The 26,386-nt window shown below is 52.0% G+C and carries 16 protein-coding genes; 9 read left to right on the forward strand and 7 right to left on the reverse strand.

Annotation, left to right across the window (positions count from 1 at the left end):
- The first annotated feature begins 50 nt into the window (after window positions 1–50).
- The 6 genes from BUE18_RS03715 to BUE18_RS03740 all read left to right on the forward strand — a co-directional run bounded on the left by BUE18_RS03715 (window position 51) and on the right by BUE18_RS03740 (window position 9,786).
- Window positions 51–872 (forward strand): SDR family NAD(P)-dependent oxidoreductase, encoded by an 822-nt coding sequence (locus tag BUE18_RS03715; RefSeq protein ID WP_015948647.1) that lies wholly within the window; start codon window positions 51–53, stop codon window positions 870–872.
- A gap of 141 nt (window positions 873–1,013) precedes the next feature.
- The gene (locus tag BUE18_RS03720; RefSeq protein WP_073472975.1) at window positions 1,014–2,471 is read left to right on the forward strand and encodes a hydroxymethylglutaryl-CoA synthase family protein; all 1,458 of its coding nucleotides are present in this window, start codon (window positions 1,014–1,016) and stop codon (window positions 2,469–2,471) included.
- 2 nt (window positions 2,472–2,473) lie between these two features.
- A complete protein-coding gene (locus BUE18_RS03725; protein WP_073472977.1) occupies window positions 2,474–3,682 on the forward strand; it encodes an acetyl-CoA acetyltransferase in 1,209 nt (402 codons plus the stop codon).
- 87 nt (window positions 3,683–3,769) lie between these two features.
- A complete protein-coding gene (locus BUE18_RS03730; protein WP_073472979.1) occupies window positions 3,770–4,261 on the forward strand; it encodes a MaoC family dehydratase N-terminal domain-containing protein in 492 nt (163 codons plus the stop codon).
- 13 nt (window positions 4,262–4,274) lie between these two features.
- Window positions 4,275–4,691, forward strand: coding sequence for a MaoC/PaaZ C-terminal domain-containing protein (locus tag BUE18_RS03735; protein WP_073472981.1), 417 nt, complete (start codon window positions 4,275–4,277; stop codon window positions 4,689–4,691).
- A gap of 724 nt (window positions 4,692–5,415) precedes the next feature.
- Window positions 5,416–9,786 carry a protein kinase family protein gene (locus tag BUE18_RS03740; RefSeq protein WP_073472983.1) on the forward strand — a complete coding sequence of 1,457 codons (4,371 nt, stop codon included), beginning with the start codon at window positions 5,416–5,418 and terminating at the stop codon, window positions 9,784–9,786.
- Here BUE18_RS03740 and BUE18_RS03745 read toward each other — a convergent pair.
- Entirely contained in the window at window positions 9,783–11,006 is a 1,224-nt protein-coding gene (locus BUE18_RS03745; RefSeq protein WP_073472984.1) for an acetate/propionate family kinase, read from the reverse strand. The two genes, BUE18_RS03740 and BUE18_RS03745, sit on opposite strands and share 4 nt — an antisense overlap.
- Before the next feature lie 229 nt (window positions 11,007–11,235).
- Here BUE18_RS03745 and BUE18_RS03750 point away from each other — a divergent pair, with 229 nt between their 5' ends.
- Window positions 11,236–12,456, forward strand: coding sequence for a S41 family peptidase (locus BUE18_RS03750; RefSeq protein WP_073472986.1), 1,221 nt, complete (start codon window positions 11,236–11,238; stop codon window positions 12,454–12,456).
- Window positions 12,457–12,502: 46 nt separating this feature from the next.
- On the opposite strand, the gene BUE18_RS03755 is transcribed toward BUE18_RS03750, so the two are convergent.
- From BUE18_RS03755 to BUE18_RS03775, 5 genes are all read right to left on the reverse strand, one after another.
- Entirely contained in the window at window positions 12,503–14,272 is a 1,770-nt protein-coding gene (locus tag BUE18_RS03755; RefSeq protein WP_073472988.1) for an acyl-CoA dehydrogenase family protein, read from the reverse strand.
- Window positions 14,273–14,308: 36 nt separating this feature from the next.
- A complete protein-coding gene (locus tag BUE18_RS03760) occupies window positions 14,309–14,824 on the reverse strand; it encodes a MarR family winged helix-turn-helix transcriptional regulator (RefSeq protein WP_170868257.1) in 516 nt (171 codons plus the stop codon).
- A 144-nt stretch (window positions 14,825–14,968) separates the two neighbouring features.
- On the reverse strand, window positions 14,969–17,944 hold the full coding sequence (locus BUE18_RS03765; protein WP_073472991.1) for a right-handed parallel beta-helix repeat-containing protein: 2,976 nt from the start codon (window positions 17,942–17,944) through the stop codon (window positions 14,969–14,971).
- 837 nt (window positions 17,945–18,781) lie between these two features.
- Window positions 18,782–19,816, reverse strand: a complete 1,035-nt coding sequence (locus BUE18_RS03770) for a TRAP transporter substrate-binding protein (RefSeq protein WP_073472993.1) — start codon at window positions 19,814–19,816, stop codon at window positions 18,782–18,784.
- 34 nt (window positions 19,817–19,850) lie between these two features.
- A complete protein-coding gene (locus tag BUE18_RS03775; protein ID WP_073472995.1) occupies window positions 19,851–20,867 on the reverse strand; it encodes a TRAP transporter substrate-binding protein in 1,017 nt (338 codons plus the stop codon).
- 357 nt (window positions 20,868–21,224) lie between these two features.
- On the opposite strand from BUE18_RS03775, the gene BUE18_RS03780 reads away from it, so the two are divergent.
- Both BUE18_RS03780 and BUE18_RS03785 read left to right on the forward strand, forming a co-directional pair.
- Entirely contained in the window at window positions 21,225–23,753 is a 2,529-nt protein-coding gene (locus BUE18_RS03780; protein WP_073472997.1) for a glycogen/starch/alpha-glucan phosphorylase, read from the forward strand.
- The gene (locus BUE18_RS03785) at window positions 23,737–24,198 is read left to right on the forward strand and encodes a DUF3795 domain-containing protein (RefSeq protein WP_244549274.1); all 462 of its coding nucleotides are present in this window, start codon (window positions 23,737–23,739) and stop codon (window positions 24,196–24,198) included. Before BUE18_RS03780 ends, BUE18_RS03785 begins: the two co-directional genes overlap by 17 nt.
- On the opposite strand, the gene BUE18_RS03790 is transcribed toward BUE18_RS03785, so the two are convergent.
- Window positions 24,195–26,384, reverse strand: coding sequence for an ATP-binding protein (locus BUE18_RS03790; protein ID WP_073472999.1), 2,190 nt, complete (start codon window positions 26,382–26,384; stop codon window positions 24,195–24,197). The genes BUE18_RS03785 and BUE18_RS03790 overlap by 4 nt on opposite strands.
- Window positions 26,385–26,386 lie beyond the last annotated feature (2 nt).

The following is a 26,386-nucleotide window of genomic DNA, read 5'->3' on the forward strand; positions in this document are numbered from 1 at the left end:
TTTAGCGACTCTTAATTGCTTTTTAACCCCTGAAAACAAAGGAGTTTATCATGGAAAAAATGCTGGATGGCAAGGTAGCCATTATTACGGGTTCCGGTCGCGGAATCGGCAAAGCCGCAGCTATGCTGTTCGCCGCTGAAGGCGCCAAAGTGGTTGTCAGCGACATCGACCCCGCCCCCGCCGAGGAAACCGTGGCTGAAATCAAGGCCGCAGGCGGAGAGGCCATCGCCTACGCAGGCGACGCCACGGCCGACGATTTCGCGGAAGGCATTGTGAAAGCCGCTGTGGACGCCTGGGGCGGTTTGCATATTATCGTGAACAACGCCGGTTACACCTGGGACGGCGTGGTCCATAAAATGACCGACAAGCAGTGGGACGCCATGATGGCCATCCACTTGAGAACCCCTTTCCGCCTCATCCGTGCGGCCGCTCCTTATTTCAAGGACGCCGCCAAAAAGGAAATGGCTGAAGGCGGCCCCGTGGCCCGTAAGATCATCAACATTTCCTCCGTCTCCGGCACCCGCGGAAACGCTGGCCAGATCAACTATTCCTCCGCCAAGTCCGGCCTTTTGGGCATGACCAAAACCATGGCTCAGGAGTGGGGCCGCTACAACGTCCAGTCCAACGCCGTGGCTTACGGCTGGGTGGAAACCCGCCTGACCGCGGCCAAGGAAGACGCGGGCGCCGTGGATCGCGACGGCGAGAAAGTCGCCCTGGGCATTCCGGACGCACAGCGCCAGATGATGAAAATGGTCATCCCCATGGGCCGCGGCGGAACGCCCGAAGAAGCTGCAGGCGTGATCCTGTTCCTGGCTTCTCCCCTGTCCAACTACGTTTCCGGCCAGTGCATTGAAATGACCGGCGGCATGTAAAAGACTATTAGGCGCCCTCGAATACGGGGGCGCCTTTGCACGACCCGATATCTATATAACCCGGGCGGCCCTGGGGGTCTTAAGCATGGCCGCCCATTCCACTCAGTGCGGATGCCGCACAGGATATCTGAAGGAGGTCCAATGGCTGGAATATGTTCATACGGCGGTTACGTACCGCGCTATCGCTTGAACCGCGGCCTGGTCTACGGCGCCATGGGATGGATGAATCCCGCAAATATCGCCAATGCCAGGGGGGAAAAAGCGGTGGCAAACTTTGACGAAGACAGCATCACCATGGCCGTCGCCGCGGGCATCGATGCATTAAAGGGCGTGGACAAATCCACCGTGGGCGGCGTGTACTACGCTTCCACCACCATGCCTTACAAAGAAAGGCTTAACGCCGGCATTATCACGGCCGCCCTGGGCCTTAACGATCAGATTCGCGCCGCGGACTTTTCCGGCGGAATCAAAGCCGGAACCACCGCTCTCTTAGCCGCCCTGGAAGGCGTGGCCGCCAAGGGCGTGGACAATGTGGTTGTCACGGCATCCGACTGCCGGCTCGGCAAGCCCGCTTCTCCCCAGGAGTTGATTTTCGGCGACGCCGCGGCCGCTCTGGTTGTGGGATCCGAAAACGTGATCGCCGAATTCAAGGGCGCTTACTCCACCACTTACGACTTTGTGGATCACTACCGCGGCGAAACCGCCAAGTTCGACCGCGCCTGGGAAGACCGCTGGATCCGCGACCTGGGCTTCGCCCAACTGGTGCCTGAAGCCGTGCAGGGCCTGCTGGAAAAAACCGGCCTGGCCATGACCGACTTCGCCAAGGTGGTGTATCCCTGCCACTACGGGGCCGCCCGCAAAGGCCTTAACAAGAAATTGGGCATCACCCCTGAGCAGGATCAATCCAACCTTCAGGTTGAAATCGGGGAAACCGGAACGCCCCATTCCCTGGTCATGTTCGTCAAAGCTCTGGAGGAGGCCAAACCCGGCGACAAGATTTTGCTGGTGAGCTTTGGAAGCGGTTGCGACGCACTGGCCTTTGAAGTCACCGAAAACATCACCAAGTTGGCCCCCCGCGCCGCCATCACCGGAAGCCTGGCCAACAGGGCTGACCTGGATAACTATACCAAGTACTTGATCTGGCGGGATATCCTGCCCGGAGACGCCGGCCTCAGGAGCGAAGAAGACCTGTGGACCCGTTGGTCTCAGCTCTGGAGAAAACGCAGGGAAGTCCTGGGCCTTTGGGGCACCAAATGCCAGGCTTGCGGCACGGTGCAATATCCCAAGCAGCGCATCTGCGTGAATCCCGAGTGCGGCGCGGCCGATCAGATGGAAGAATACTGCTTTGCCGACAAAGTCGGGACGATCGCCAGCTACACCGGCGACAACCTGGCCGCTTCCGTCAATCCGCCCGCCATTTACGGCCAGGTGGTTTTTGAAGAAGGCGGCAAGTACATGTTTGACTTTACGGATTGCGATCTGGACTCCCTGGCCACGGGTATGCCTGTTGTCGTGAGCTTCCGGAGGAAGTACTCCGATAAGCATAGGGACATTGCCGGTTATTTCTGGAAAGCAGTTCCCAAAAGAGAGGAGGCGTAATCATGGCTGACGGAATTAGAGATAAAGTCGCCATCCTGGGTATGGGATGCACCAAGTTCGGCGAACGGTGGGACTGCAGCGGCGAAGACCTGATGGTGGAATCCTTTTTGGAGTGCCTGGCGGACGCCGGCATCGAGAAAAAGGAAATTCAAGCCGCCTATTTTGGCGTTCATATCGATGAAGTGAACGTGGGCAAGGCCGGAACCCCCCTGGGCGCCGCCCTCAAGCTCCCCTTCATCCCCATTACCAGAACGGAAAACTTCTGCGCCACGGCCACGGAAGCCTTCCGGGCCGCCACCTACGCTGTGGCCTCCGGGGCCTATGACATCGTTCTGGCCCTTGGCGTGGAAAAGCTGAAAGACACCGGTTACGGCGGACTTCCCGGCGGCGCCGCTTTCGGTACGGAAATGTTCCTGCGCGGCTCCAACGCCACGGCCCCGGGCCTTTTCGCCCAATTGGCCACGGCTTACGCCGCCAAGTACGACATTCCCATGGAAAAGATCAAGGACGCCATTGCTCATATTTCGGCCAAAAGCCATTACAACGGCTCCTTGAACCCCAAGGCCCACCTGAGGAAAGCGGTGCCGGAAGAAGCCATCAAGGCCGCTCCCATGATCGCTTATCCCCTGGGACTGTTCGACTGCTGCGGCGTGTCCGACGGCTCGGCCGCGGCCATCGTCACCACCCCGGAAATCGCCAAGAGCCTCAAGCCCAACCAGGACATCGTCAAGGTCAAGGCCCTGCAGATTTCCGTCAGCTCCGGCGAAGAAGAAACCTACACCAACTGGGACGGGGCCCACTTCGCCACCACCCGCGTGGCGGCGACCAAGGCTTACGAAGAAGCCGGCATCAAGAATCCGCGCGAAGAAGTGAGCATGATGGAAGTCCATGACTGCTTCTCCATCACCGAATTCGTGACCATGGAAGACGTGCACATCTCTCCCAAGGGCGGCGCATACGAAGACGTCATGAACGGCTTCTACGACCTGAAGGGCGGCGGAGTTCCCTGCCAGGTGGACGGCGGCCTCAAGTGCTTCGGCCACCCCATCGGCGCTTCCGGCCTCCGGATGATCTACGCCATGTACGAGCAGCTTTTGGAAAGAGTTCCGGAAGAGCGCGCAGTCAAGAACGCCAGGTTCGGCCTCACCCATAACCTGGGCGGCACCCCGGCCAAGAACGTGGCTGCCATCTCCATTATCGGAAGGGATTAGTATTTCCTCCCTCCGACATGAAACAAAAAGCAGCCGCCCGGCCCTCAAACTCAGGGCCGGGCGGCCTCCGGAAAGGAGGTCATTTTAATGGCAGAGAATTTCCAAATTACCGAAGAAATGCAAGCTCTTGTGGGTTGGGAATCCGCCCCCTGGGACTTTGAAGTGACCGCCACCAGCGTGCGGGCCTTCGCCAGGGGCGTGGGCTACACCGATCTGGTGTATTACGACGTGGAAGCCGCCAAAGCAGCCGGCTACCGCGATCTTCCCGCGCCTCCGTCCTACCTGGGCACGGCGATTTTCATCCCGGGCCGGAGCGACGAATACCTTCCTTTTCCGCCCGGCTACTCCCCGCCTTTGGATCACGGCCTGTTGGGGCTCTTGGACGGCGGAACGGAAACCGAATATTTTGAAGACATATGCGCCGGAGACACCCTCACTTGCGTGAACAAACTGGCAAGCCTGGCCACCAAGGAAAGCAAAGGCCTGGGAACCATGCTCATCATGGGCACGGAAGCCGCGTACACGAACCAGAACGGCAAGGTCGCAGCCATTCAGCGCAGCCAGGTCATTCTATATTAGGAGGGAGGACAGCATGGCAATTACATGGGAAGCAATCAACGAAGGAGACCTGATCCCGGAACTGAAAAAATGCCCGGGGGTCACCCAGCTTGTCAAATACGCCGCCGGCTCCGGGGATTTCAATCCCTTGCACCATGATTATAATTTTCCCCAGTCCAAAGCCATTGGCTCCATTATTGTGCACGGCCGCTTTAAATACGCCGTCATCGGCGAATGCGTCTCCAATTGGCTGGACCATGCAGGCCGCATCAAGAAAATGTCCTGCCAATACCGGGGCATGGATTTTCCGGATCAGGAAATCACCTGCAAAGGAACCGTGGTCCGCAAGTTTGAGGAAAACGGGGAAAAACTGGTGGAGCTTTCCGTTTGGACGGAAAATCCCGAAGGCAAAAACACCACCCCCGGCCTTGTGGTGGCGGCTTTTAAATAAACGATTTCGATGGCAGGCTATTTTGTTATAACGATTTCATTTGATGAGGTTTTGCCGCGGGGCCTGAGCCGGGCCAATAGTCTCAGTTAAGGGCGATTCTCCTTTCGGGAGCGGCGGGGGCCATTCTTTTTTGTCAGCCGCCTTTGATTGTTTGATATTTCGTTCAAATAGGGGCCGCTTCGCTCCGAATTCCCAGTGTGCGCGTTTTCAATGCCATTGACGCGCCGTCTCACCATAAAAACGCGTCGCCGAATGCCCGGCGGCGCGTTTTGCTTTGTCTTAAAAAAGAACTTGGATAACCTACATAAAAAAGCGCTCAGCAAGCTCTATCAATTTGGGGGAGTTCATCAAACTTTGAAAAACATCCTCCAAAATCCTATCATAGTAAAGGTGGGGCACAGAGGATATAAAAAAGTTTCACCCGTAAAGAGATGAAGAGCGGTTTGGATTCTTGCCATGAATTACCCATAGCAGTTGGCTTCCGGCATTTCGAAAAACTATTTACATTAATCAGGTATTGATATATGGCTGAATCAATGTTTCCTATACACATAGCTATGTGTTGTTATTATCTATTTTCATGTATTATTATTGAGATGCTACAATCTTTAAAACTGATGGATAATGGATAAGATGGTTGATCTCCATGGATACAGGGGCACCCATTACATGCATATAATCCATTCCGAAAATTATAAGCATAATTGATAAGGGGGACTATCTTATGCATACGCTTAGCGCCTTTCCTGACGAGATAAAGGATATCGTTGATCTTTTCGAAAAAGACCATGGAATACAATCATTGTGTGTTCGAGAACATCTTACATCTGGAAAATCAGGCGCTTATGTTGGCATAGTAGATTGTGAAGGAGATATTGATGGCCTTTTTGTTCTAAAGGTTGGTGATATTTCAGAGCAATATGATGACGAGATTGCCTTACACGAAAAAGCGGTATCTGTTGGGGCTTTTAATAAAAAAATTCCAGAAATTGTGGGGAGTATTAGAAACGAAAATCAGTACCTGCTTTTGCTAAAAATTGCTGGCAGTTCAAGAATACAGTGGCGACCATTAGTTCAATCCCAAAAGTTATTTGCTTCTGCATATCAACGATTAAGCACAACTCTATGGAACGAGTCTTTCTTTGAACTTGGGGAGCAAAGTAGCCTTGCCGCTCTTATTAATTTGGCACTTCCATATCAACTCTCTGAAAAAAACGGAGGAAGGATAACATATAATATAAAAGATTATTTTGGAGACCCAATTTTAGATTCACCGATATTTTTTCACATGAACAAGGTCCTGCCGAATCCATATGTTTACGCACTCGACAATTCCTTATCTTCTATAGCCATTAGACCGCTTAAAGGACCAGTACATGGTGATTGTCATGCAAATAATATTTTTTTCAAGGGTAATCTTGATGCAAAGGTTCAAGATCTGGTTTTAATTGATTTAGCATCATACAGTTCTTCAGGACTTTTCTTTTTTGATCATGCCTATTTCGAATTGTCCACGCTTTTGAATATGTTTACTGGACTGGGTGAAGCAAGGTGGTTTGACTTGGTCAAGGGCCTTGTTGACATGGTCCCGCAGAACATTCGCACATTGGAACAGAATGAAAGAGCTTGGGTCGAAGACATTGGAAAGGGCAGAGATACAATTTTTGAACTAATAAAAAAATCATTTTGTGAAAGGCAGGATGACTTAATTGTTCAGTTTCTGATGTCACATGTTGCAGCCGGCTTATCTTTTATTAATAAAAAACGATGTAATGATGAGTCCTCAGTTGGTCTGAAGCCTGAACAATATAATAAGTCGTTTATTTGGGCATCTGTTTTTTTGGAGCGTGTTTTAGGTGATGAATTTATAGCAAAATCCATCGAGTTATCAAAGTCAACTCATGTTCCACCTCTTGGAGCAATAAGAAGTACTGAATCCCTGGTATCAAATACCATTTGGGATGATGTGCAGGGATTCGATGACTCAGGGTTTAATATCCTTGTATTGGCCCCGGCATATAGAAATGAAGACCCTGATACTCTGAAAGAGCTGTTTTCAATTGATTGGAGTTTAATAGTAGACTTTTCGTCCGATATTGTTCCAACAGCATTTGAGTCCCTCTTGCGGCGTGCAGCTAGACAGGCATGGAAAAGTTTTTTTCCAAAGGATTTTAGGATATTATCTAGAGGTTGTCTTTGGTTCTTTGCGAATGGTCGATCCGATTTAGAAGAAGAAGAACCTGCGAGCGATATAACTAAATGGCGGAGAAAGTATTTAAGAATAGTTGATTCACTATTTTCAACTATTGCTGAACAAATATCGCCTGTTAATGTAAGATGTTTTATTGCTGGGGATGAAACTTATTCTGCGCATTTTCGATATGTCTCTGAAAGTATAGATACAAATTTCCACTATAGTCTGAAGCCTATCCTAATATCAGGTGTTGACGAGAGCAATTTTGCAGATACCGTAAATTGCCAAAGATTTGACTTTGAGGATCTCATTCTTCATGTAAAAGCGTTAGGTGACGAAAGGAAGGATATCTCAGAAGACAATCCTTTGCTTCCATGCCGACATGGAGAAGAACGGCGGCTTAAATCCGTGCCACAGGAGATGCTTACAAGAATAAGAAAGGATCTCACTCCCGTTTTTCGGCAGATGAGCAAAGATTTTCCTTCCAATAGGACATTCGGATTGGATTTTAGGCGTGGTATGCCTATTGAATGGGCCGAGTTGGCCCAAAATCAAGATATTGAAAGAGAGGTAACAGGAAAATTTCAAAAAAGGGTAGTCTCTGCTTTGAAAGAATCAACCAACGCAACAATTAATTTACTCCATGAGCCAAGTGCAGGTGGTACAACATTAAGTCGTCGAATTGCCTGGAACCTCATGGAAGAACATCCAGTGGTCTTGGTTAATCAATTTACAGAAGATACTGCATCTCTTTTAGGGGAAGTTTTTCAATTTTCTTCTTTACCCGTTTTAGTGGTAATGGAGGCGTCAATTGTTAGAGAAGGTGACAGGGAGTCTCTGTTAAATCAATTAAGGGAAGATAATACCAGGACGGTTTTTTTATGGATTTCAAGGGTCTATGGGGATCAAAAGCAGAATAAGGATGTTTTAAAGTGCCGTTTAGAAAAAATTGAGGCCAAGGATTTCTTGGGCGCTTATGTAGAACAAGTGGAAGATGTTACAAGGATTAAGAGGCTTAATTCATTGGTATACGATACAAAAATGGCTGATCAGTGTACTCCATTCTTCTTTGGATTGACTGCATTTGAAGAGGACTACGTTGGATTGCAAACATTAATTTCTGATGTATTGAAAGAATCCTCGGATGAGGAAAAATCATTACTAAGTGATCTGTCCCTGGTCAGTGCATACTCTGGAGAAGGATACCCGGTTCAAGAGTTTATGGAATTATGTTCCATTAAAAACAGAGGGGTGTTACCTTTTGAAGAGACATCTCCGTTTGCTGTTATAAACTCGAGTGGAATTAGAATTTCTCATAGGCTGATTGCAGTAGGCACCTTACAAGCGTTGGCTCGAAATACTCAAGAATGGAAGGCTGATTTAACGAAATGGGCGCTGCAACTTCTGAAAAATGTTTCTTTCTTGAGAAATCCATCATCAAATAGAATTCGCAAGATGATAGAAACACTATTTGTCACAAGAGACACAGATATTGCATTAGAAGCTGATGCAAGTTTTCAGGAAGGTGGGATTGTTCGTTCCAGGTTTTCTCCATTGATTTTCGAGATCGGTCGAGCAGAGTTAGCAAGAACTTTACTTTCTAAGGTTACTAATCAGTGGCCTAAAGAACCTCATTATGCGATTCATTACGCTAGACATTTATTATATGAAAATCCAATGGAGATTGAAAAGGCTATAAATGTAGCAAGATCTGCTGAAGGTATGGAAATAAGCCGTGACGACCATGCCATCGTGCATATGGTGGGTATGTGTTACAGGGCAAAAGCATTGGCAACCTTACAAGGTGCAAAAGAAAGGAATCTCCACCTTGATGATGTAGAAAAGAGTGTTAAAGAAGACTTTGATATTGCGATCGACAAGTTCCATACTGCAATCTCAATAAACGAACAGAGCGAGTACGGGCATGTCGCTGCAATCCAAATGATTAGAAAACTGCTTGAGTATTGTATGGAACTTGCGGGCTCAAAATCTTTAGCAGATTTTATGAAAATAGGTAAATATCGTTGGATTTCCAATGCTATTAGTATAGCTGAAGAGAGCATTTATTCATTAAGAAATAAGCCAAGAAAGGCTTCAGAAAGATCCACTCGAACTATTAGTGAATGGGATTTAGTATATGGGAACATTGATGCAGCACTCGCACAATTGCGAGTGCTAGCAAATCAAAGTGGGGATCACAACATAAGCAGAACTCTGTGTTCTGCTATTGTAAAGAAACATAATAGAAAGTGGAGTGGCATTCCACAGAGCGACCTGAGAACAATGATCATACATTATGATAGGATAATCCAGACGCCCTCAGTGAGAGATTATGATATAAAGTGTTGGCTAAATGCCTATAGATATACAAAATCGTATGATATCGAAAAAATAATCCACCGTTTGTTGGATTGGCACGATTTGTCTCCAAAATCTGTCGATCCCGCATATTACCTATTTATATATAATGTGTTGAGATGGTTAAACTCCGAACCGAGAAACAAGGGGTATGCGGATGAAGCTATCAGGTGGTTGACAATTTGTAGTGAAAATAGACCAATTGGCCAGCGTCATTGGGGTTTTGAATGGCTAATGAAAAGCAATAGTTTTTTTTCTTGCACCAACTATAGGGAATTGCCCCTTGATCCTGTGCAAGTGCTACAAGCAAAAGATGAGAAAACGGAGTCGAAACTTTCAAATTTTGCGAGAGTTACTGGGACAATAAGTAGGTATCACGGGCCCCAATTAGCATCAATAGATTTAGGTCATAGGCTTTTTGTCAATTTTAAACCGATGGGGATAATAAAAAAAGACCACATGGGGCACAGAGCTTCTCTCATGGTTTCTTTTACGTATGATGGTCTAAATGGATGGGATCCAAAGTTGGTAATTATATCTTAATGATTTTTTTGTCTTATCTTAATTTTTCTTTGCGTCTCCTGGGCGATTTTCAGTTCTTCGTTGGTGGGCGCCACAAGAATTTTAACCTTTGAGTCGTCCGTGCTGATTCGTCTGAGATCCCTGCTGGAGGAACAGTTTCTTTCGTTGTCCATGGAAATGCCGAAGGCCTCCATGCCCTGGCAGGCCAGGCTGCGGACTTCCGCGCAGTTTTCGCCGACGCCCGCCGTGAATACAATGGCGTCCAGGCTGCCCATGACGGCCATGTAGGCCCCGATGTATTTTTTTATGCGATAGGCGTACATTTCCAGGGCGAGGCTGGCGTGGAAGTCTCCGGTTCTCTTTTTCTTTAAAAGCTCCCGCATGTCGTTGGTCCCGCACAAGCCTTTGAGGCCGCTTTCCTTGTTCAGGAGGATGTCCAACTCCCTTAGGTTCATGCCCAGGCGTTTGCCGAGATAAAACATGACGGCGGGGTCGATGTCTCCGCACCTTGTGCCCATGACCAGGCCTGCAAGCGGGGTCATGCCCATGGTGGTGTCCACGCATTTTCCGGCCTGGACGGCGGCCATGCTGCCACCGTTGCCCAGGTGGATGGTGATGAGGTTGATCTCCTCGGGCTTTTTGCCAAGGCAGCGCGCCGCCTGTTCCGCAACGTAGGCGTGGGAGGTTCCGTGAAAGCCGTATTTCCGCACCTTGTGCTTTTTATACATGTCCCAGGGCAGGGCGTACATAAAGGCGTACGGCGGGATTGTGCGGTGAAAGGCGGTGTCGAAAACCGCTACGTGCAGGGCGTTTGTAAATACGGCCCTGGCTACCTCAATGCCCAGGATGCATCCGGGGTTGTGCAGGGGCGCCAGGGGAACCGTCTCCCTCAATGCTTCGATCACCTTGTCATCGATTACCATGGTCTCAGTCAGTTTATCGCCTCCATGGACGATTCTATGGCCTACAGCCTGGATTTCGCTTTTGTCTTTAACCACTCCGTATTCAGGGTGGCGCAACAGCTCCACCACTCTTTTCAGGCCGTGCTCGTGGTCAGGAATCAGCCCCTGCTCTTCAAGTTTGAGAACGTCGCCGTTCTCCAGAATTTTTTCGTGGGTTACAGCGCTGGCTCCCTCACCGATTTTTTCCACAATGCCGCCGGCCAGCCTTTGCTCGGCGTCCATGGCGAAAAATTCGTATTTGATGGAGGAGCTGCCCGTATTGATGACTAAGACTTTCATGGTTGAATTACCTGTCCGGCTTTATTATTGGAATAGCGCCTCTTTACGGGGCCATGGCGCCCGAAGGGCGGTGTAAATGACCCGTGGTCTTGCAAAAATTACTTCAGAATGACCGGCGAGTCAACCGGATGTTAGGCCGCTGGAAAAGATTGCAGGTTGACCCGCCCTTAAAGAAAGATTTACAAAGATCGGGACCATAAAGCCTTTGACCTAAATTGGGAGACGAAACATGACGATCAGGAAAAGGCCCCTTGTTTTTCTTGCCGCGGCGACCATCGCGTTGTTGATCGCCTGCCCTTCCCCCGCCGGAACGGATTCCGCCTTTGAACCCCTTTTCCCCATTGAACTGAAGCACGATTTTCCCCAGGCCCAAAAAACCTTTCAGGAGGCGAAAAAATTAATCCTGGATAACTATTACACGGCCGGCATCAGCGAGGACGCCTTGTACTGGGCCGCCGTCCAGGGCATGCTGCGATACATCTCTCCGCCCAAGAATCCGGATCTGGCCAAAATCTGGACCGCCGAGCAATACGAGCATATATTGGAATCCCTCACCGGAGTGCAGGTGTCCCTGGGTTTTCAGAGCACCTTCAATCCCAGGGAGGGCAGCCTGGATGTGGAGGAGGTGAGCCCCGGATCTCCGGCGGCGGACATCCTCCAGCCTTTGGACCGGATCCTTCGCATCAACAAGACGCCGTTGAAGGGCAAGAGCGTTGCCGAGGTTAAGGCCCTGCTGGCGGGCGATGAGGGGGACCAGGTGGAGCTGACGGTGAATCGGGACATCAAGATTTTCAACGTCACCCTGACCCACGAAAAGGTGGAGGCGGAGAACGTCAAGGCCACGCCTTTGGATAACTCCGTGGCTCTTTTGGAGATCAAGCGTTTTTCCGCAGGATTGTCCGACAAGCTGGCCCAGGAGTTGGGCGCCCTTGAGGAGCAGGGCATCACCCGCTTGATTATCGACATGCGGGACAACCCGGGCGGCGTATTTATGCAGGCCCTGGCGTGCGCGGAACTGTTCCTGCCCGAGAAATCCGTGGTTTTGCGGACGTTAAAACGGGACACGCAAAAAGCCAATTACATCTCGAACAATAAAAATCCCTTTAATTTTGAATGCATTATCCTGGTCAACCATCGTACGGCTTCCTCCGCGGAGATCCTGGCCGCCTCGTTGCGGGACAATGGCAGGGCGGTCATTGTGGGAACCAGAACCTACGGAAAAGGCGTGTTTGAAAAAACCTTCACCCTGGAAAACGGATGCCGGTTGAAGTTCATAACCGGGGCCATGTATTCGCCCGGCATGCAATCCTGGCAGGGCCGGGGCCTGGCGCCGGACTTTTTGGTGGAGCAGGACGAAAAGACCCTGGCGGCGCTGCGCAAGCTCCCGCCCGTCCAGAGGATGAAAAAGGACGTGGCTTTGATTACGGCCCACAAGCTGCTTTTAAGGTGATGATGGAAGGGGGCCTGGCGGCCCCCCTCTTTGCACCTGGTTGAAATTAAAAGGGATAGCGTTTCGCCTTAATCACCTTGCCGGCCAGCAATTGCTTTAACCCCACAATGTTCTCCTGCGGCCGGGACGCCAGCTTGCCGACCATGCTGAAAACCGGGGCAAGGTTGTCCCCACCGGCGATGTAGGCCAGAATCTGCTTTGCCATGGAAGCCAGTTCCGGCAGGCTTTGGCCCACGTACACCTTGGCGGCCGCGGCGTGAAGCTGGGCCTTGCCCACTCCCTTGGAGGCCGCGGCTTTGCCGGCCCTTACCAACGCGCTGTCCATGAGATATATACGGATCATCATGTCCGCCAACAGGCCTAGCACTTCCTGCTCCTGGGCGATGCGGGTCGTCAGGCGGGTTGCGGCTTCAGCCAAAGTAACCAGGAAAATCGCCTTGCAAGCCTCCAGCGTGTTTACTTGCACGCTTAGGAACCCGTCTCCGGCCTCGTCATTCAATTCCAGGGATTTGGCCTTTTCCACGGCGGCGAAAACCGGCAGTTTGTCCGCCACCGCTCTTTTAAGGAAGTTTCCCGCCGCCAGCATGCGATTGATTTCGTTCGTGCCTTCAAAAATGCGGTTGATGCGGGAGTCCCGATAGGCTCTTTCGGCCGGGTAGTCTGCAATATATCCGGCGCCGCCGAATAGCTGGACCATTTCGTCCACGGTGCGGTCCAGGAGCTCGCTGCCCGCCACCTTCACCAAAGAGCACTCAATGCTGTAATCTTCAATAGCCCGGGAAACCGCCTCGCCGGATTGCTTTTCCTCGTCGGTGAGGGCTTCCAGCTTGTCGTTGATGGCGGCGGCGAGCCTGTATGCCATGGATTCGGCAACGTAAGCGTCCACGGCCATTTGGGCCAATTTTTCCCTGATCAACCCGAACTCAGCGATTTTTCTTCCGAACTGCTCCCGCTCCAAGGCGTAGTGGGTGGAAACGGCTATGGCTCTTTTCATGCCTCCCAGGCACGCGGGCGCCAGCTTATAGCGGCCGATGTTAAGCACGTTAAAGGCGATTTTATGGCCCTGGCCGATTTCATACAAGACGTTCTCCACCGGAACCTTGCAATCTTTCAGGATAATGGACACCGTGGACGAGCCCCGGATGCCCAGCTTGTCCTCCTCCGGGCCGCGGGAAAGCCCTTCCATCCCTTTTTCCAGGATAAAGGCGGTGAATTTCTCTCCGTCCACCTTGGCGAAAACCGTGAGCACGTCGGCCCAGCCCCCGTTGGTGACATAGATCTTCTCGCCGTTCAGCAGAAAGTGCTTCCCGTCCTCCGAAAGCGTCGCCGAGGCCTTGGCAGCCAGGGCGTCGGAGCCGGATCCGGCTTCCGTCAGACAGTAGGCGCCGATCCATTCTCCGGAGGCCAGTTTGGGGAGATACTTTTGTTTTTGGGCCTCGTTTCCGTACAGCAGGATGGGCAGGGACCCGATGCCGGTCTGGCAGGTGTGGGAGGCGCCGAACGAATGCCCGCCGCCCATGGCTTCGGTCACCAGGCAGGCGCAGATTTTATCCATGGATTCGCCGCCGTATTCCTCCGGAAAGTCGATGGCGTTCAGGCCCAACTCCCCTGCCATGGCGAACCATTTGCGCACCTGGTCCTGGTTTTTCTCCTCAATAAGCTCTGCATTTTCCGCCAGTTCCTTGTTAACAAAGTCCAAGGCGGCCTTATGCACCATTTTTTGTTCGTTGGTGAGTTCTTCGGGAATGAAAACGTCTTCAAGCCTGGTTTGACGGATTAAAAATTCTCCGCCTTGGGGAATGGTTCTCTTCTCCATCTGCTTCTCCTTTCGCTTTCAGGCGCGGCGGGGGCATCACCACAGGGCGTGAGGCACGCACAACTCCTCCAGGCCTTCGATCTCAAAATCCAGGTTGAAAGGCTCGGGGGCGGGCGCCGGGCCGTTTTTCTGAAAGACCCCTTCAATTTCAGACAAAAAACCCTGAAGCACCGCCTTTTGATCCGGCGTGAACAGGGCGGAAAACTCTTCATTCACCAGATGCATGACCGCTTCCGCCTTGGCGATTTCTTCATTCCCCCTGGGAGTGATTTCAATAAGATAGGCCCGCCGGTCATGGGGGGAGTTTTTTCTTTCCACCACGCCCATTTTCACCAGCTTTTCCACAAGGCGGGTGATCGCCGCGTTGTCTGTTGACAAGGCCTTGGACAGTTGGGTCATGGTTCGGGGGCTCCGCCCTTTGAGGGCGAACAATATTCTGGCCTGCATGGGCGAGACGGCGATTTCGTTTTCCGCAAAGGCGTTTTGCAGGCGGGTTCTGACCCTGAGCTGGGCTCTGGCGAATTGATAAATGAGCAGGTCATTGCTTGGCATGGACGTTCTCTGAGGTTTGAGGTTTTGGGCGATATTGCTTGACGGTACAATATTTGACATATCAAATAATGATATGTCAAGCATTTTTTCAAAAAAAAGGGGGAAAGGCCCCTGAGGCCCTTCCCCCATAGGATTATACCAATTTCAATCTTGCTTGCGCCGCAGGCCCAAAGCGGCGAGCAGCATGGCCAAGGCCGCCGGAATGAAGGGAAGGCTTCCCGCGCCTCCCAGGCTGTCCACAAAGCAATCTACGAAGTGATCTTCGTTCCATTCACCGCGGTGGTAGTGGTAGGGCGGATCATCGTCATCGCCGCCCGCCGATTTTGTCAGGCCTGCGGCGAATACGGTGAAGTGCGTCGTGGTGAAGGTTACGGTTCGATTGTTTTCATTCACGCTGACCACTGTGATGCCGTCGGTTTTCCAAGTCAGGCTAACCGTGTCGAAATAATACACGAGCGTGGGCGCGGTATAGCCTTTGTAGGGCATGGTGATGGTAATGGGGGTGCTGAAGGTCTGTCCGCTGGGGGTGAAAACAAAGGGAATGCCCACCCCTTGGATATACGAGGGCAATTCCGGCTCGGGCAACAGTTCGCCTACGGTGAACGTGATGCCCGGGGTGACGGTGATGCTGCCTGCTTTCCGAAGGGGCTCCTCCTGGTAATCCACGGCGCCCTGGGGGAAGACCAAAGACATGCCCGGATACATCCCGGAGGTGACGGTGATGACCGCGCCGTTGGAATCCACGTTAAAAGGATAATACAGCAGGATGCCTGTCTCTTCCGGATCGGGAACGGCGGAGGCCAGCCAGGGGTCGATCCAAACGTCGCCGTCCAAATAGGCGTCCGGGTCTCCGTAGGCGTCCCAGTAGTTGTAGCGGGCGTCCACAGTGTAGTTTGTGTTGTTATCCACGCTGATCCATCCGGGCGCGGCGCCCTTCCGTTCAAAATCTCCGTAGGAAGTAATGTTGTTGAAGTTGACGGTTGGGCTTAAAGGGCTTCCTCCGTTCAGTTGGAGGCCCATGACATCCGATTCAATGGTATTGGATCTCATATCCACAAAAAGGGCGTTGTTTAGGCACGTCCCGCCAGTCATGATAAAGGGGATGTCATCAACCGGAGCTTTGGGCTGTTGCACGTTTGCAGCGTTGTTGATCATGGTGTTGCCCAAGATCTGATTGGTGGTCTTCCTGGCTTTGGCGGGATCGAACAGATAAGACGTTTGGGACTGGGGATTGTTGACCGCCATGATTTCAAAGGGTGTTTCGTTATAGCCGGCGTACAGGCCGCAATAGTTGCTGTAGGTGATGCCATGGGCGTTTTCCGCCTTGTTGTTCCAGCGAATGCGGCCGTCGGGATAAATGACCACTTGAAAGTCGTTCCAGATCGGGGCGGCGCCCGCGGCGTAATAGGCGTCCACCCAATGTTGCATGTACCACCGGAGGACCAGGCATTCCTCGGGCACGGTTTTGCCGTCGCCGTCCACATCTCCGGCCTGGAAATAACGGTATCCAAAGCCGTTCATGCGCACCTGCTGGCCGTTGTGGGTTTCGAATACGTCATCGCCTGTGTCCACCCAATCGTCGCAGTTGGCGAATAACAGGGTGTACTCCGAAAAATAATTGGTGAAATACCCCCTGCCCTCGTAATCCCAAATTCCCTCGGTTCCGTATTGCTGCGCGGCCAGTTCCACGATTCCGTTGGAGGTCATGGAAAAATGGGTATAGTATTCCACGCCGGTTGCAGCCGTGTAGGACACGGGGAAGTCAAAGCCAATGGCGGCCTCTTCCATGGGATAGTCGTCCAGGTCCTCATCTTTTACTGGCTCCAACTCCCCAGAGGCCAGCCAGTTGTCCGCATTCGCAGCGTTCACTTCAATCCAGCCATATTCCGCGGGTTCGGCGCCCAGGCCGGGAATGGAGTCTTCCACAGCAATGCCGGGGCCTGCATTGGCGTCAACGTCCCTGCCGTCAAGGGGGCCGCCGAGGATTTCCCCCTCCAAATAGTCGCCGTACGAGAAAGGCAGGTCCAGATCGTCCAGGGAGAACAAGGAGTCGTCCAAGGTGCATTCGCCAATGGTGTTTACGGCCAAGAGGTCGTTCCACGAGTTTTCCAGATAGATGCCCGCGGCATTGTCGGCTATGACGTTGTTGGAGATGTTGTGGCCGGAAGAATAGTAGGCGTATATGCCTTCATCCTGGCTGCCGATGATGACGTTGGACTGAATGACGGCCTGCTCTCCCGCGGTGAGATAGGTTGTCTCGTCCTTGCTCCAGTAATATGATCCGGTGTTGAGAGCGATGCCGGTCCCATAGGTGTCATAAATCAGGTTGTTAAGGATTTGCATGTTGGGGCCGCCGACAGCGGCTTCAATGCCGTAATTGACATTGCTGGTGAATGCATTGCCTTGGACCAAAAGGTTTTGGCTTCCTTCATACACAAAAATGCCGGCCCATCCGTTGTCATGAAACCAGTTGCCGGCAACTGTGACCTCGGATTGCCATACCCCCTCCAGGCGCAATCCGCCTTCACCATTTAGGGCGAGTATGGAGTTGGTCAGGGTAAAACTGGGGGCGTCGTAATTTTCAAGTTCTATTCCGGGCCATTCGCAGTTTTCAAACAAGCAATGATCTATCACGCTGCCCGGCGCCGTTGGCGCGATATTTACCAGGTAAAGGCCGGCCGCGGCGTCGTACACCTGGGCGTAGCTCATGTTCACCGAGCCGTTTCCGGTCACGTAGATTGAATCCCATGCTCCCCCTCCTTTTCGCTCCATCCCAGTGAAGACGACAGGGGCTTCGTCCGTTCCCTGCACCTGCAGGGTTCCTGAGATCACCAGCGTAACGTTATAGGAGATAGCCAAGGTGGTTTCCACGGCAGGGGAAATGTTTAGCGCATCCCCTTCATTAATGATGAGATCGTCGTTCAATTGATAATTGGGGCTTTCGCCGGTCAACACGCCGCCGGAAAGGCCCACCAATTGGTCCAGGGTGTAGGTCGTTCCTCCGCCGGGAGTGTAATAATCGCAAAGACCCTGGGCGGGAAAAAAGACCATAGCTAATGCAATAACCGCCAAAGACGCAAATGCACGTAGACTGGCCCGGGAGAAGGCTTTGGAATTCATAGTCCCTCCTTGCATAGGAAAACGCTCGCAACGTTAGTTAGTTTGTAATGTGGTGGAAATTTTGAATTTGGAACTCCACTAGAGCTAAATCAAGTGACGTTATAATGCAAGTGAGAAATTTTTGAGCGGCAAAGGCCGGGTTGCAGCTCATCTGAACGGTAAATCGCCCTTTCTCCGCAATTATTATTAACTACCTGTTTTTACGTTCTATTCTATTTATATAAACCGGCTTTCCCGAAGGACTGATTTGGCGGGAATATTTTTAAGTGTGATCCCTTTCACATCTTAAGCAATGAAAATTTGGTTAAATCCGGATAATTCGGCGTGCAGGGACGGTTATTTTCAGTATTTTCAATGTATTAATTATCGTTGTTCAGAAAAGCCCTTGTTTTTTCTTCATAGAGGCCCGGCATCGCAAAAAATGGGGGAAGCCATTCTTGAACGGCTCCCCTCTGTCTGCTGCATAAAAACCACTCCTTTGCCTTAAACTTGCAGCAAATGGGTCCCATTCGTTTTTCGTATTCCCCACAATAAGTCAGTGCAGTATGGAAGGCGGGAACTGTACTATTGCAACTATCGGAAAAAAAGCATTGAATGCGGATGCCTGGAGAAAGAAATTTGCACTGTTAAAATTCGTGAAAACTTTATATCAATCTGAATTTACGTTGTTTAGTTGCTTAGGAAGGAGGGCGTTGCGGTTAAGGTTGGAAAAAATAAGGCCCTGCTTGCAGAGCGTGTTGCAAACAGGGCCGTAGGCGATTTGAATACTTACCGTTGTCCAATAATATTTGTCAGCCGTTTTTTTTGAAAGTCCGGTCCAGGCCCTCGGCAAGATGCTTAACCTCCGGCATGGGAGGCTCTATACTCCTCAAGCAGGCGCTCGGTCTGGGTTAAAATTTTTCTGGAGTAAACCCTGTCCGCCATTTTGTCATAAAGAGGCCGGGATTTTTTCTTTAGCGCCTCAAGAACTTCCGGCGGCGTTTCCACTTTTTGCACGCCGTATTTGAGCATGGCTTCCAGGCATTTTTTATTGTCGGCCCTGGAGCCTTCAATAAAAGGAGTCTGCCAACTCTCTCGCTGGGCTGAAATGCGTTTTTGATACTCTGCGGGCAGGGCGTTCCATGCTTCCATGGAGACCACGAAAACGGCCGGAGAATATCTGACATTCGTTGTGTTGATGTATCTGAGCACGGCGTACATCTGAGTGGATACCCCCCATATGGGAGGGCCGATATAAGCCTCTGCAAGGCCTTTCCGTATGCTGGCGTTAAATTCGGGAACATCCACCGGGACGGCCGAAGCGCCCATGGTTTCTATAAACGAGACTTCAATGTCGCCGCACCAGGTGAGAAACTTCATGTTTTCAAAGGACTCCAGCGAGGCGATGGGCTTGTCCACGGAATAAATCTGGTCAAAGCCCTGATCCAGCCATAAAAGGAGCTTAAGGCCTCCGCTTTGGGTGATTTCATCAAAGGCCGGATACATGGCCTTGCGGATGTAATCCACCTCGTCATAGTTGTTGAACAAGAACGGCAGGCTGGTGACGCCCAGATCCGGGCAGACCATGAAGGCAAGCTGCGCTCCCGAACCCGCAGCCTCAAGCTGGCCGGCTTGCACCTTTTTCAAGACGTCTTCATCGTCCCCCATGATTCCGCCGAAATAGGTTTTCAGCATGAGCTTCCCGTCCGTAGCCTCCAGCAGGCCGGGGACGAAAATTTGATTGATCTGGGTTGCGTAGCCAACCCCTTTCGGAACCAGGGAGCCGGACTTCCAGATATATTCATAGGTTCCGGAACACGCTGGGCCGGGCAGCAGGATCAGCGCGATTAAGGTAAGCAGGACCAGGGCGCAGGCGACTTTTTTTTTCGGCATTTTTTCCCCCTCAATATGTTGCGGCCGGGCGAGCCTATCGGCTTTGCCTGAATTCGTCCAAATTGTCCACGATCTCGTCCAAAAGCTCTTGGGAATAATATTCGCCCACCAGTTCGTCCCATAGAGGCCTGACCGCGGCGTACAAGGCGTTTTCCATATTCGGGCTCATTTCAACTTTCTTAACTCCATATTTGAACATGGCTTCCAGGCATTTCTCGTTGTCCTGCCTGGAACCCTCGCAAAAATCCGTTTGCCACTGCTCCCGGGCGGCCATGATGTTTTGCTGCTGCTCAGGCGGCAGGGCTTCCCAGGCCTCCATGGTAATGATGAACACGCTGGGAGAGTACCGCACGTTGAGTGCGCTGATATACCTGACCACCGAATACATCTGGGTGGACAACGCCCATATAGGGGGGCCTATGTAAGCGTCCGCCAGGCCTTGCCGCAGGGATGTGTTAAGCTCCGGAGCGTTGACCGGAATGGCGGTGGCGCCTATTGCGGTGAAAAATTCCTCTTCAATGTCGCCGCACCAGGTGACGAAGCGGACTTTTTTGAACTGATCCATGGCGTCCAAAGGGAACTTTACGGAATAAAACTGGTCAAAGCCCTGATCCAGCCACAAAATCAGCTTAAAGCCCTTGTCGTTCAAGATCCCGTCATAAACCGGGTACATTTTTTTTTTGATGTAATCCACCTCATCCCAGTTTTTGAACAACATGGGAAGGTTGACGGCGCCCATCTCCGGACAGACCATCAAGGCGCCCTGCACCGACGTGCCGGTGCCTTGCAGCTGGCCTATGCGCATTTTTTTTAAATAGTCCTCGTCGTCCCCCATCACCCCGCCATAGTAAACCTTTAAAAACACCTGGTCGTCCGTAGCCTTGGCCAGGCCGGGAATTAAAATGTTTTGAATTTGATTGGCGTAGCCCACCCCCTTGGGCACAAGCGTCCCTGCTTTCCACACCGCCTCTGCAGCCGAAGCATACCCGGGCGCAGCTAAGATAAAGCACATGATGGAAAGCACGGCCGGAAAAAGACTTCTAGCTCTCATGACAGTCTCCTTAAATGGTTCCAATTTTGTTGATCAAGGCCAGGAATGCATCTCTGAAAATTAAGGCTCTCATATCTTGACTATAGAGTCAATAAAAATAGTTTATATCCCTTAAATCAGAATTATATACCTGGTAATAATTGATATATAGTCAGTGTAAAGACGCCTGTTCGTCCGGCGGCGCCGCCGACCCCAACCCCATGCATTCCATGGGAATCCTATCAGGAGGGACCGCCGGTTGGGCGGGGGCTATAAAAAACTTGCCCCCGCGCGGCGCCCCATGATTAAATGCACTAAAACCGTGCTTGATGCACATAAGCCCTTGTCCGTTAACGCCTGTATACTGGGAGATGCCGCATGAAGAACAGCGCATTGTTTCAAAATTGGGGCAGGTTCAAAAAGGGGATGGACCCGGAAAGCATTCAACTCGCCTTCGCCAACCACCTGGAATATTCTCTTTCCAAGGATCAATACACGGCCACCTTGCGAGACATGTACACCTCCTTGGCCCTATCCATTCGTGACAGGCTTGTGGAGCGCTGGATTCGCACCCAGGAAGTCTATTATGAGAAGGACGTGAAGCGGGTCTACTATCTATCGGCTGAATACCTCATGGGCCGGGTCATGACCAATAACCTCATCAATTTGGGCATGTACGAGCAGACCGTAGAGGCCATGAACGCCGTGCACGTGGATTTTAAAAGCATTTTGGAGCAGGAGCCGGACATGGGGCTTGGCAACGGGGGACTGGGCAGGTTGGCGGCCTGCTTCCTGGATTCCATGGCCACCCTGAGCATCCCCGCCTACGGTTATGGAATCCGTTACGAGTTCGGCATTTTCGACCAGGACATCAGGAATCTGGAGCAAGTGGAGCGCCCGGAAAACTGGCTTCAGTACGGCAATCCCTGGGAGATCGCCAGGCCGGAAAAGACGCAACGGGTGCGGTTTCAGGGTCGGGTCGAACACGTTCGCCAGCCGGACGGAAGCATCCGGGCGGAATGGGTGGACACCAACGACGTGATCGGCGTGGCCTATGATACGCCCATCAACGGGTACGGCAACGAGACGACCAACACCTTGAGGCTCTGGTCGGCCAGGGCTTCCAAGGAATTCGACCTGGAGTATTTCCAGCACGGCGATTATATGAAAGCCGTGGAGGAAAAAAATCGCTCCGAGACCATATCCAAGGTGTTGTATCCCAATGATCAGGTGTATCAGGGCCGGGAATTGCGGCTTAAGCAGCAGTATTTCTTTGTGTCCTGCTCCATACAGGACATTATTCGCCGTTATTTGGTCAATCATGACGACTTTGACCAGTTTGCAAATAAAAACGCCATCCACATGAACGACACCCATCCGTCCCTGGCGGTGGCCGAACTCATGCGCCTTCTGGTGGACGAGTACAACCTGGCTTGGGAGAAAGCCTGGGAAATCACAACCAAAACATGCGCTTACACAAACCACACCCTGCTGGCCGAGGCCTTGGAAAAATGGCAGGTTTCCATGTTTGAAAACCTCCTGCCCCGGCCTCTTGAAATCATTTATGAAATCAACAAGCGCTTTTTGCGGCAGGTTTCTTTGCGATATCCCGAGAATCCGGAAAAAATGAAGCAGCTTTCCCTGATTGGGGAAGGGGAGGAGAAGCGCGTGCGCATGGCCCACCTGGCCATTGTAGGCTCCCACTCCGTCAATGGCGTTGCGGCGCTCCACAGCCGCCTTTTGATGGAAAGGGAGTTGAATCATTTCTACCAGATGTTTCCCGAGCGTTTTAACAACAAGACCAACGGGGTCACGCCCAGAAGGTGGCTTGCCGCAGCGAATCCCGGGCTTGCCCGCTTGATTTCCAGCGCCATTGGGGAAGGCTGGGTAACCGATCTTTTTCAATTGGAAAAATTGGCGAAAAAGGCCGCAAATCAGAGTTTTATTGAACAATGGCGCGACGTCAAGCAGGAGAATAAGGAGGATTTCGCCGCCCTGGTGCGGGATATGACCGGAGAGATAATCAACCCCGAATCCATATTCGACTTTCAGGTGAAGCGGATTCATGAGTATAAGCGCCAGACTCTCAACATCCTCCATGTCGTCTACCGGTGGCTTTCCCTCAAAAGGGGCGAGACCCGGGATTACGCGCCCCGGACTTTTTTCTTTGGCGGAAAGGCCGCCCCGGGGTATTACATGGCAAAGCTCATCATCAAATTCATTTGCCACGTGGCGGATATGATCAACAAAGATCCACAGACCAATGACCTGCTTAAGGTGATCTTTCTGCCCAACTACAGGGTGTCGCTGGCGGAGCGGATTTTTCCCGCCTCGGACGTTTCGGAGCAGATTTCCACGGCCGGATATGAAGCGTCGGGCACCTCCAATATGAAATTCGCCATGAACGGCGCTTTGACGGTGGGAACGGCCGACGGCGCCAACGTGGAGATCCGGGAAGCCGTGGGGGATGACAATATCTTTATTTTCGGATTGAACGCCGAAGAAGCGGCGGAACTTGCGCCCCGTTACAATGCCCGGGATTATTTGGGGGACCAGGTTTTGGAGCACGTTTTGAATCACATTTCCAGGGGGTTCTTCAACCCGGACGATCCGGCCTTGTTCCATCCTTTGTCGGACATGCTGCTCGGGCGGGATAAGTATCTCAACCTGGCCGATTTTCAGGCCTACGTCCAATGCCAGGAGCATGTGGACGCCTTGTACAAGGATCAAACGGAGTGGACGAAAAAGTGCATCTTGAACGTGGCCCGCATGGGCTTTTTTTCGTCCGACAGGACCATTTTGGAATATAATAAGGACATTTGGGAAGCCGAGCCGGTGACTGTGACCCGCGGGGAGGGAGAGACGCCGGACGCTCAGGGAGGAGGCGATTGTGGAGGGGGTCAATAAGGATTGGCTGGCGCCGTGCGGCTTGTATTGCGGCGTTTGCGGCATCATGTATGCGGATCGGGACGGAAACGAAAAGTTTAAGGAACGCTTGTGCAGCGTCTACGGGACCAAGCCCGAGGATATCAAGTGTAAAGGGTGCATGGCGGAGAACGAAGAGGACGTTTTTTTGTACTGCCGCTCTTGTCCCATTAAGCAATGCTGCGTGGATAAGGAAATTGAAGGGTGCTATCAGTGCGACGCCTTTCCTTGCGGTCACATCAACAATTTCCCCATGCCCGTCGGTAAAAAAGTCATGCTGAGAGCCGTGCCCCAGTGGCGGGAGTGGGGAACGGAAAAGTGGGTGGAGGCGGAGGAAAAGCGCTACCATTGCCCTGAATGCGGATACAAGTTGTTCCGGGGCGCTAAACGCTGCAGAAACTGCAAGGCGGAGGTGGACGCGGATTAGTGTGACGGTTGACTTGCCTGGGCGTCAAGGACCTTGCGGATGGACTTGGCCAGTTCGGATTTTACGAGAGGCTTCATGGCAAAGGCCTTTATGCCCATGGCCATGGCTTTTTCGGGCGTGATTTTATTGCTGTATCCCGTGCAAAGAATAACCGGGATGTCGGGCCTGATCTTCATCAATTCCGTGGCCAGAACGTCTCCGTTCATGTCCGGCATGCTCATGTCCGTAATAACTATATCAAAGCCATGGGGCTTATTCCGTACAAGCTCCAATGCCTGGATGCTGCTTGTGTGCGTGGTGACTGTGTAGCCCAGGCGTTCGAGCATTTTTCCTCCTAGTTTGACAATGGAAGGCTCGTCATCCACAAAAAGGACCTTTTCCCAGCCTTTGGGAGCGTGGCCGAACCGGTTTTCCGGGAGGGCTTCGGCTTTGCCTTTGACCAACGGAAGAAAAATGGTGAACTCAGATCCCGCTCCAACTTGACTGGACGCCAGGATTTCCCCTCCGCAGTTCTGCACAATGCCGTGCACCACGGCCAGGCCCAGCCCGGTGCCTTTGCCGAAACCCTTGGTCGTGAAATAGGGCTCAAAAATGGATTGAATGGCATCGACCGGAATTCCGTATCCCGTGTCCCTTATAACCATTTTCAGGTATTCCCCGGGGTGAAGGTTGGGAGTTCTGGAAGCCAGTTCGGCGTCCACCAAAACGTCCGCCAGCTCAACTTGCAGCAGCCCTCCTTTTTCCTCCATGGCCTGGACTGCGTTGGTGCAAAGATTCAGCAATACCTGATGGATCTGGGTGGGGTCGGCCATGACCAGGGATTCACTTTGTATCTTCTGCTTGATTTTGATGGAGGGCGGCACGGTGGACCGGAGCAGTTGCAGCGTCTCTTTGGTTATGCTGCTGACCCGAACGGGCTTGGGCTCTTCGCTTCCCCTCCTGGCGAAGGTCAGAATCTGCTTGACCAGGCCCGAGGCCCGGGTCCCGGCCTTCAGCACTTCCTGCAGGCATTCCTCCTGTTGCGCGCCGGGTTTTGCCTCGTCCAGTGCCAGTTCCGTGAATCCGATGATTGAATTGAGAATATTGTTAAAGTCATGGGCGATTCCGCCGGCAAGCGTGCCTATGGATTCCATCCTTTGGGAGTGCTTGAGCCGTTCCTCCAGATCCTTGCGGATTTCCTCCGCCTTAAGCTGCTTGGTAATGTCGGTGATAACCGTCAAAAATCCTTCAAGATTTCCGGCTTGGTCGTAACTGTAGTCCCAGATGACCTGCAGGTCCAAAATATCGCCGTTTTTGGCAAGAAAGGAACGGGTGAAAGGGTGCGGAGGCGGCATGTTATCCCTGATTGCATCAAAACGCCGTTTTTGCACTTCCAATTCTTCGGGATCCGGCGCGAAATCCCAGACGTATGTTCCAACGAGTTCCTCATACAGATAGCCGCTAACCCTTTGATAAGCCAGGTTGACGAATTTCACCTGGCCGTTCAAGTCCAGTTCCTGAATGCCGTACGGCAGCGTCTCCAGCAAGGATTTGTATTTCTCCTGGCTGACCGCCAGGGTGCGTCCCGCCTCTCTCTCCCTGTCAAAGGCGTTTTTCAGGCCCTCCAGCATGATGGTGGCCGTGATGGTTATCATGGCGCTGATTAACATAAAATTGACGGTCATGACCCCCCAGACATTGACAGGAGTCTCCAGAGAAGACGCCCAGCCTGGGGCTTTGTACGCGATAAAAACGCCGACGCCGATCATGGACAATACATTGATAATCAGGGACCAGAGGGCCATGCGCATGCCGCCTATGCCGCCCATCAGCACTGATGCGCCGAAAAGCCAGATGTATCCGGCGCCATGAAAGCCCAGCGTAAAAAGCAAAAACACGCCAAGGGAATATAACATGCCGAAAGCGGCCCAGGCCCGTGCGTTTAAGGAGAGGCGTTTGCCGGAAAAAAGCAGGAAGACGGCGGTGAAATACGCCAGAATGTCTACGATGGCTATATCGGGGCGATCCACCTGAAAGCTGAGGATCACGCTGGGGATCAACGCAATCGGCCCCAACGCCGTGGTTACCAAAAATAGGACGAACAAAATTCTTTCCCGCCAGAAAGAAAGCGGGTCATCCCTGGAGAGGTATTCCGGCATGAACCGGCTTTCCAGGGCGCTCCAATACATGCCCAGTTTTTGATACATGG

Source organism: Desulfatibacillum alkenivorans DSM 16219, assembly GCF_900142135.1.
GTDB classification, from domain to species: Bacteria; Desulfobacterota; Desulfobacteria; order Desulfobacterales; family Desulfatibacillaceae; genus Desulfatibacillum; species Desulfatibacillum alkenivorans.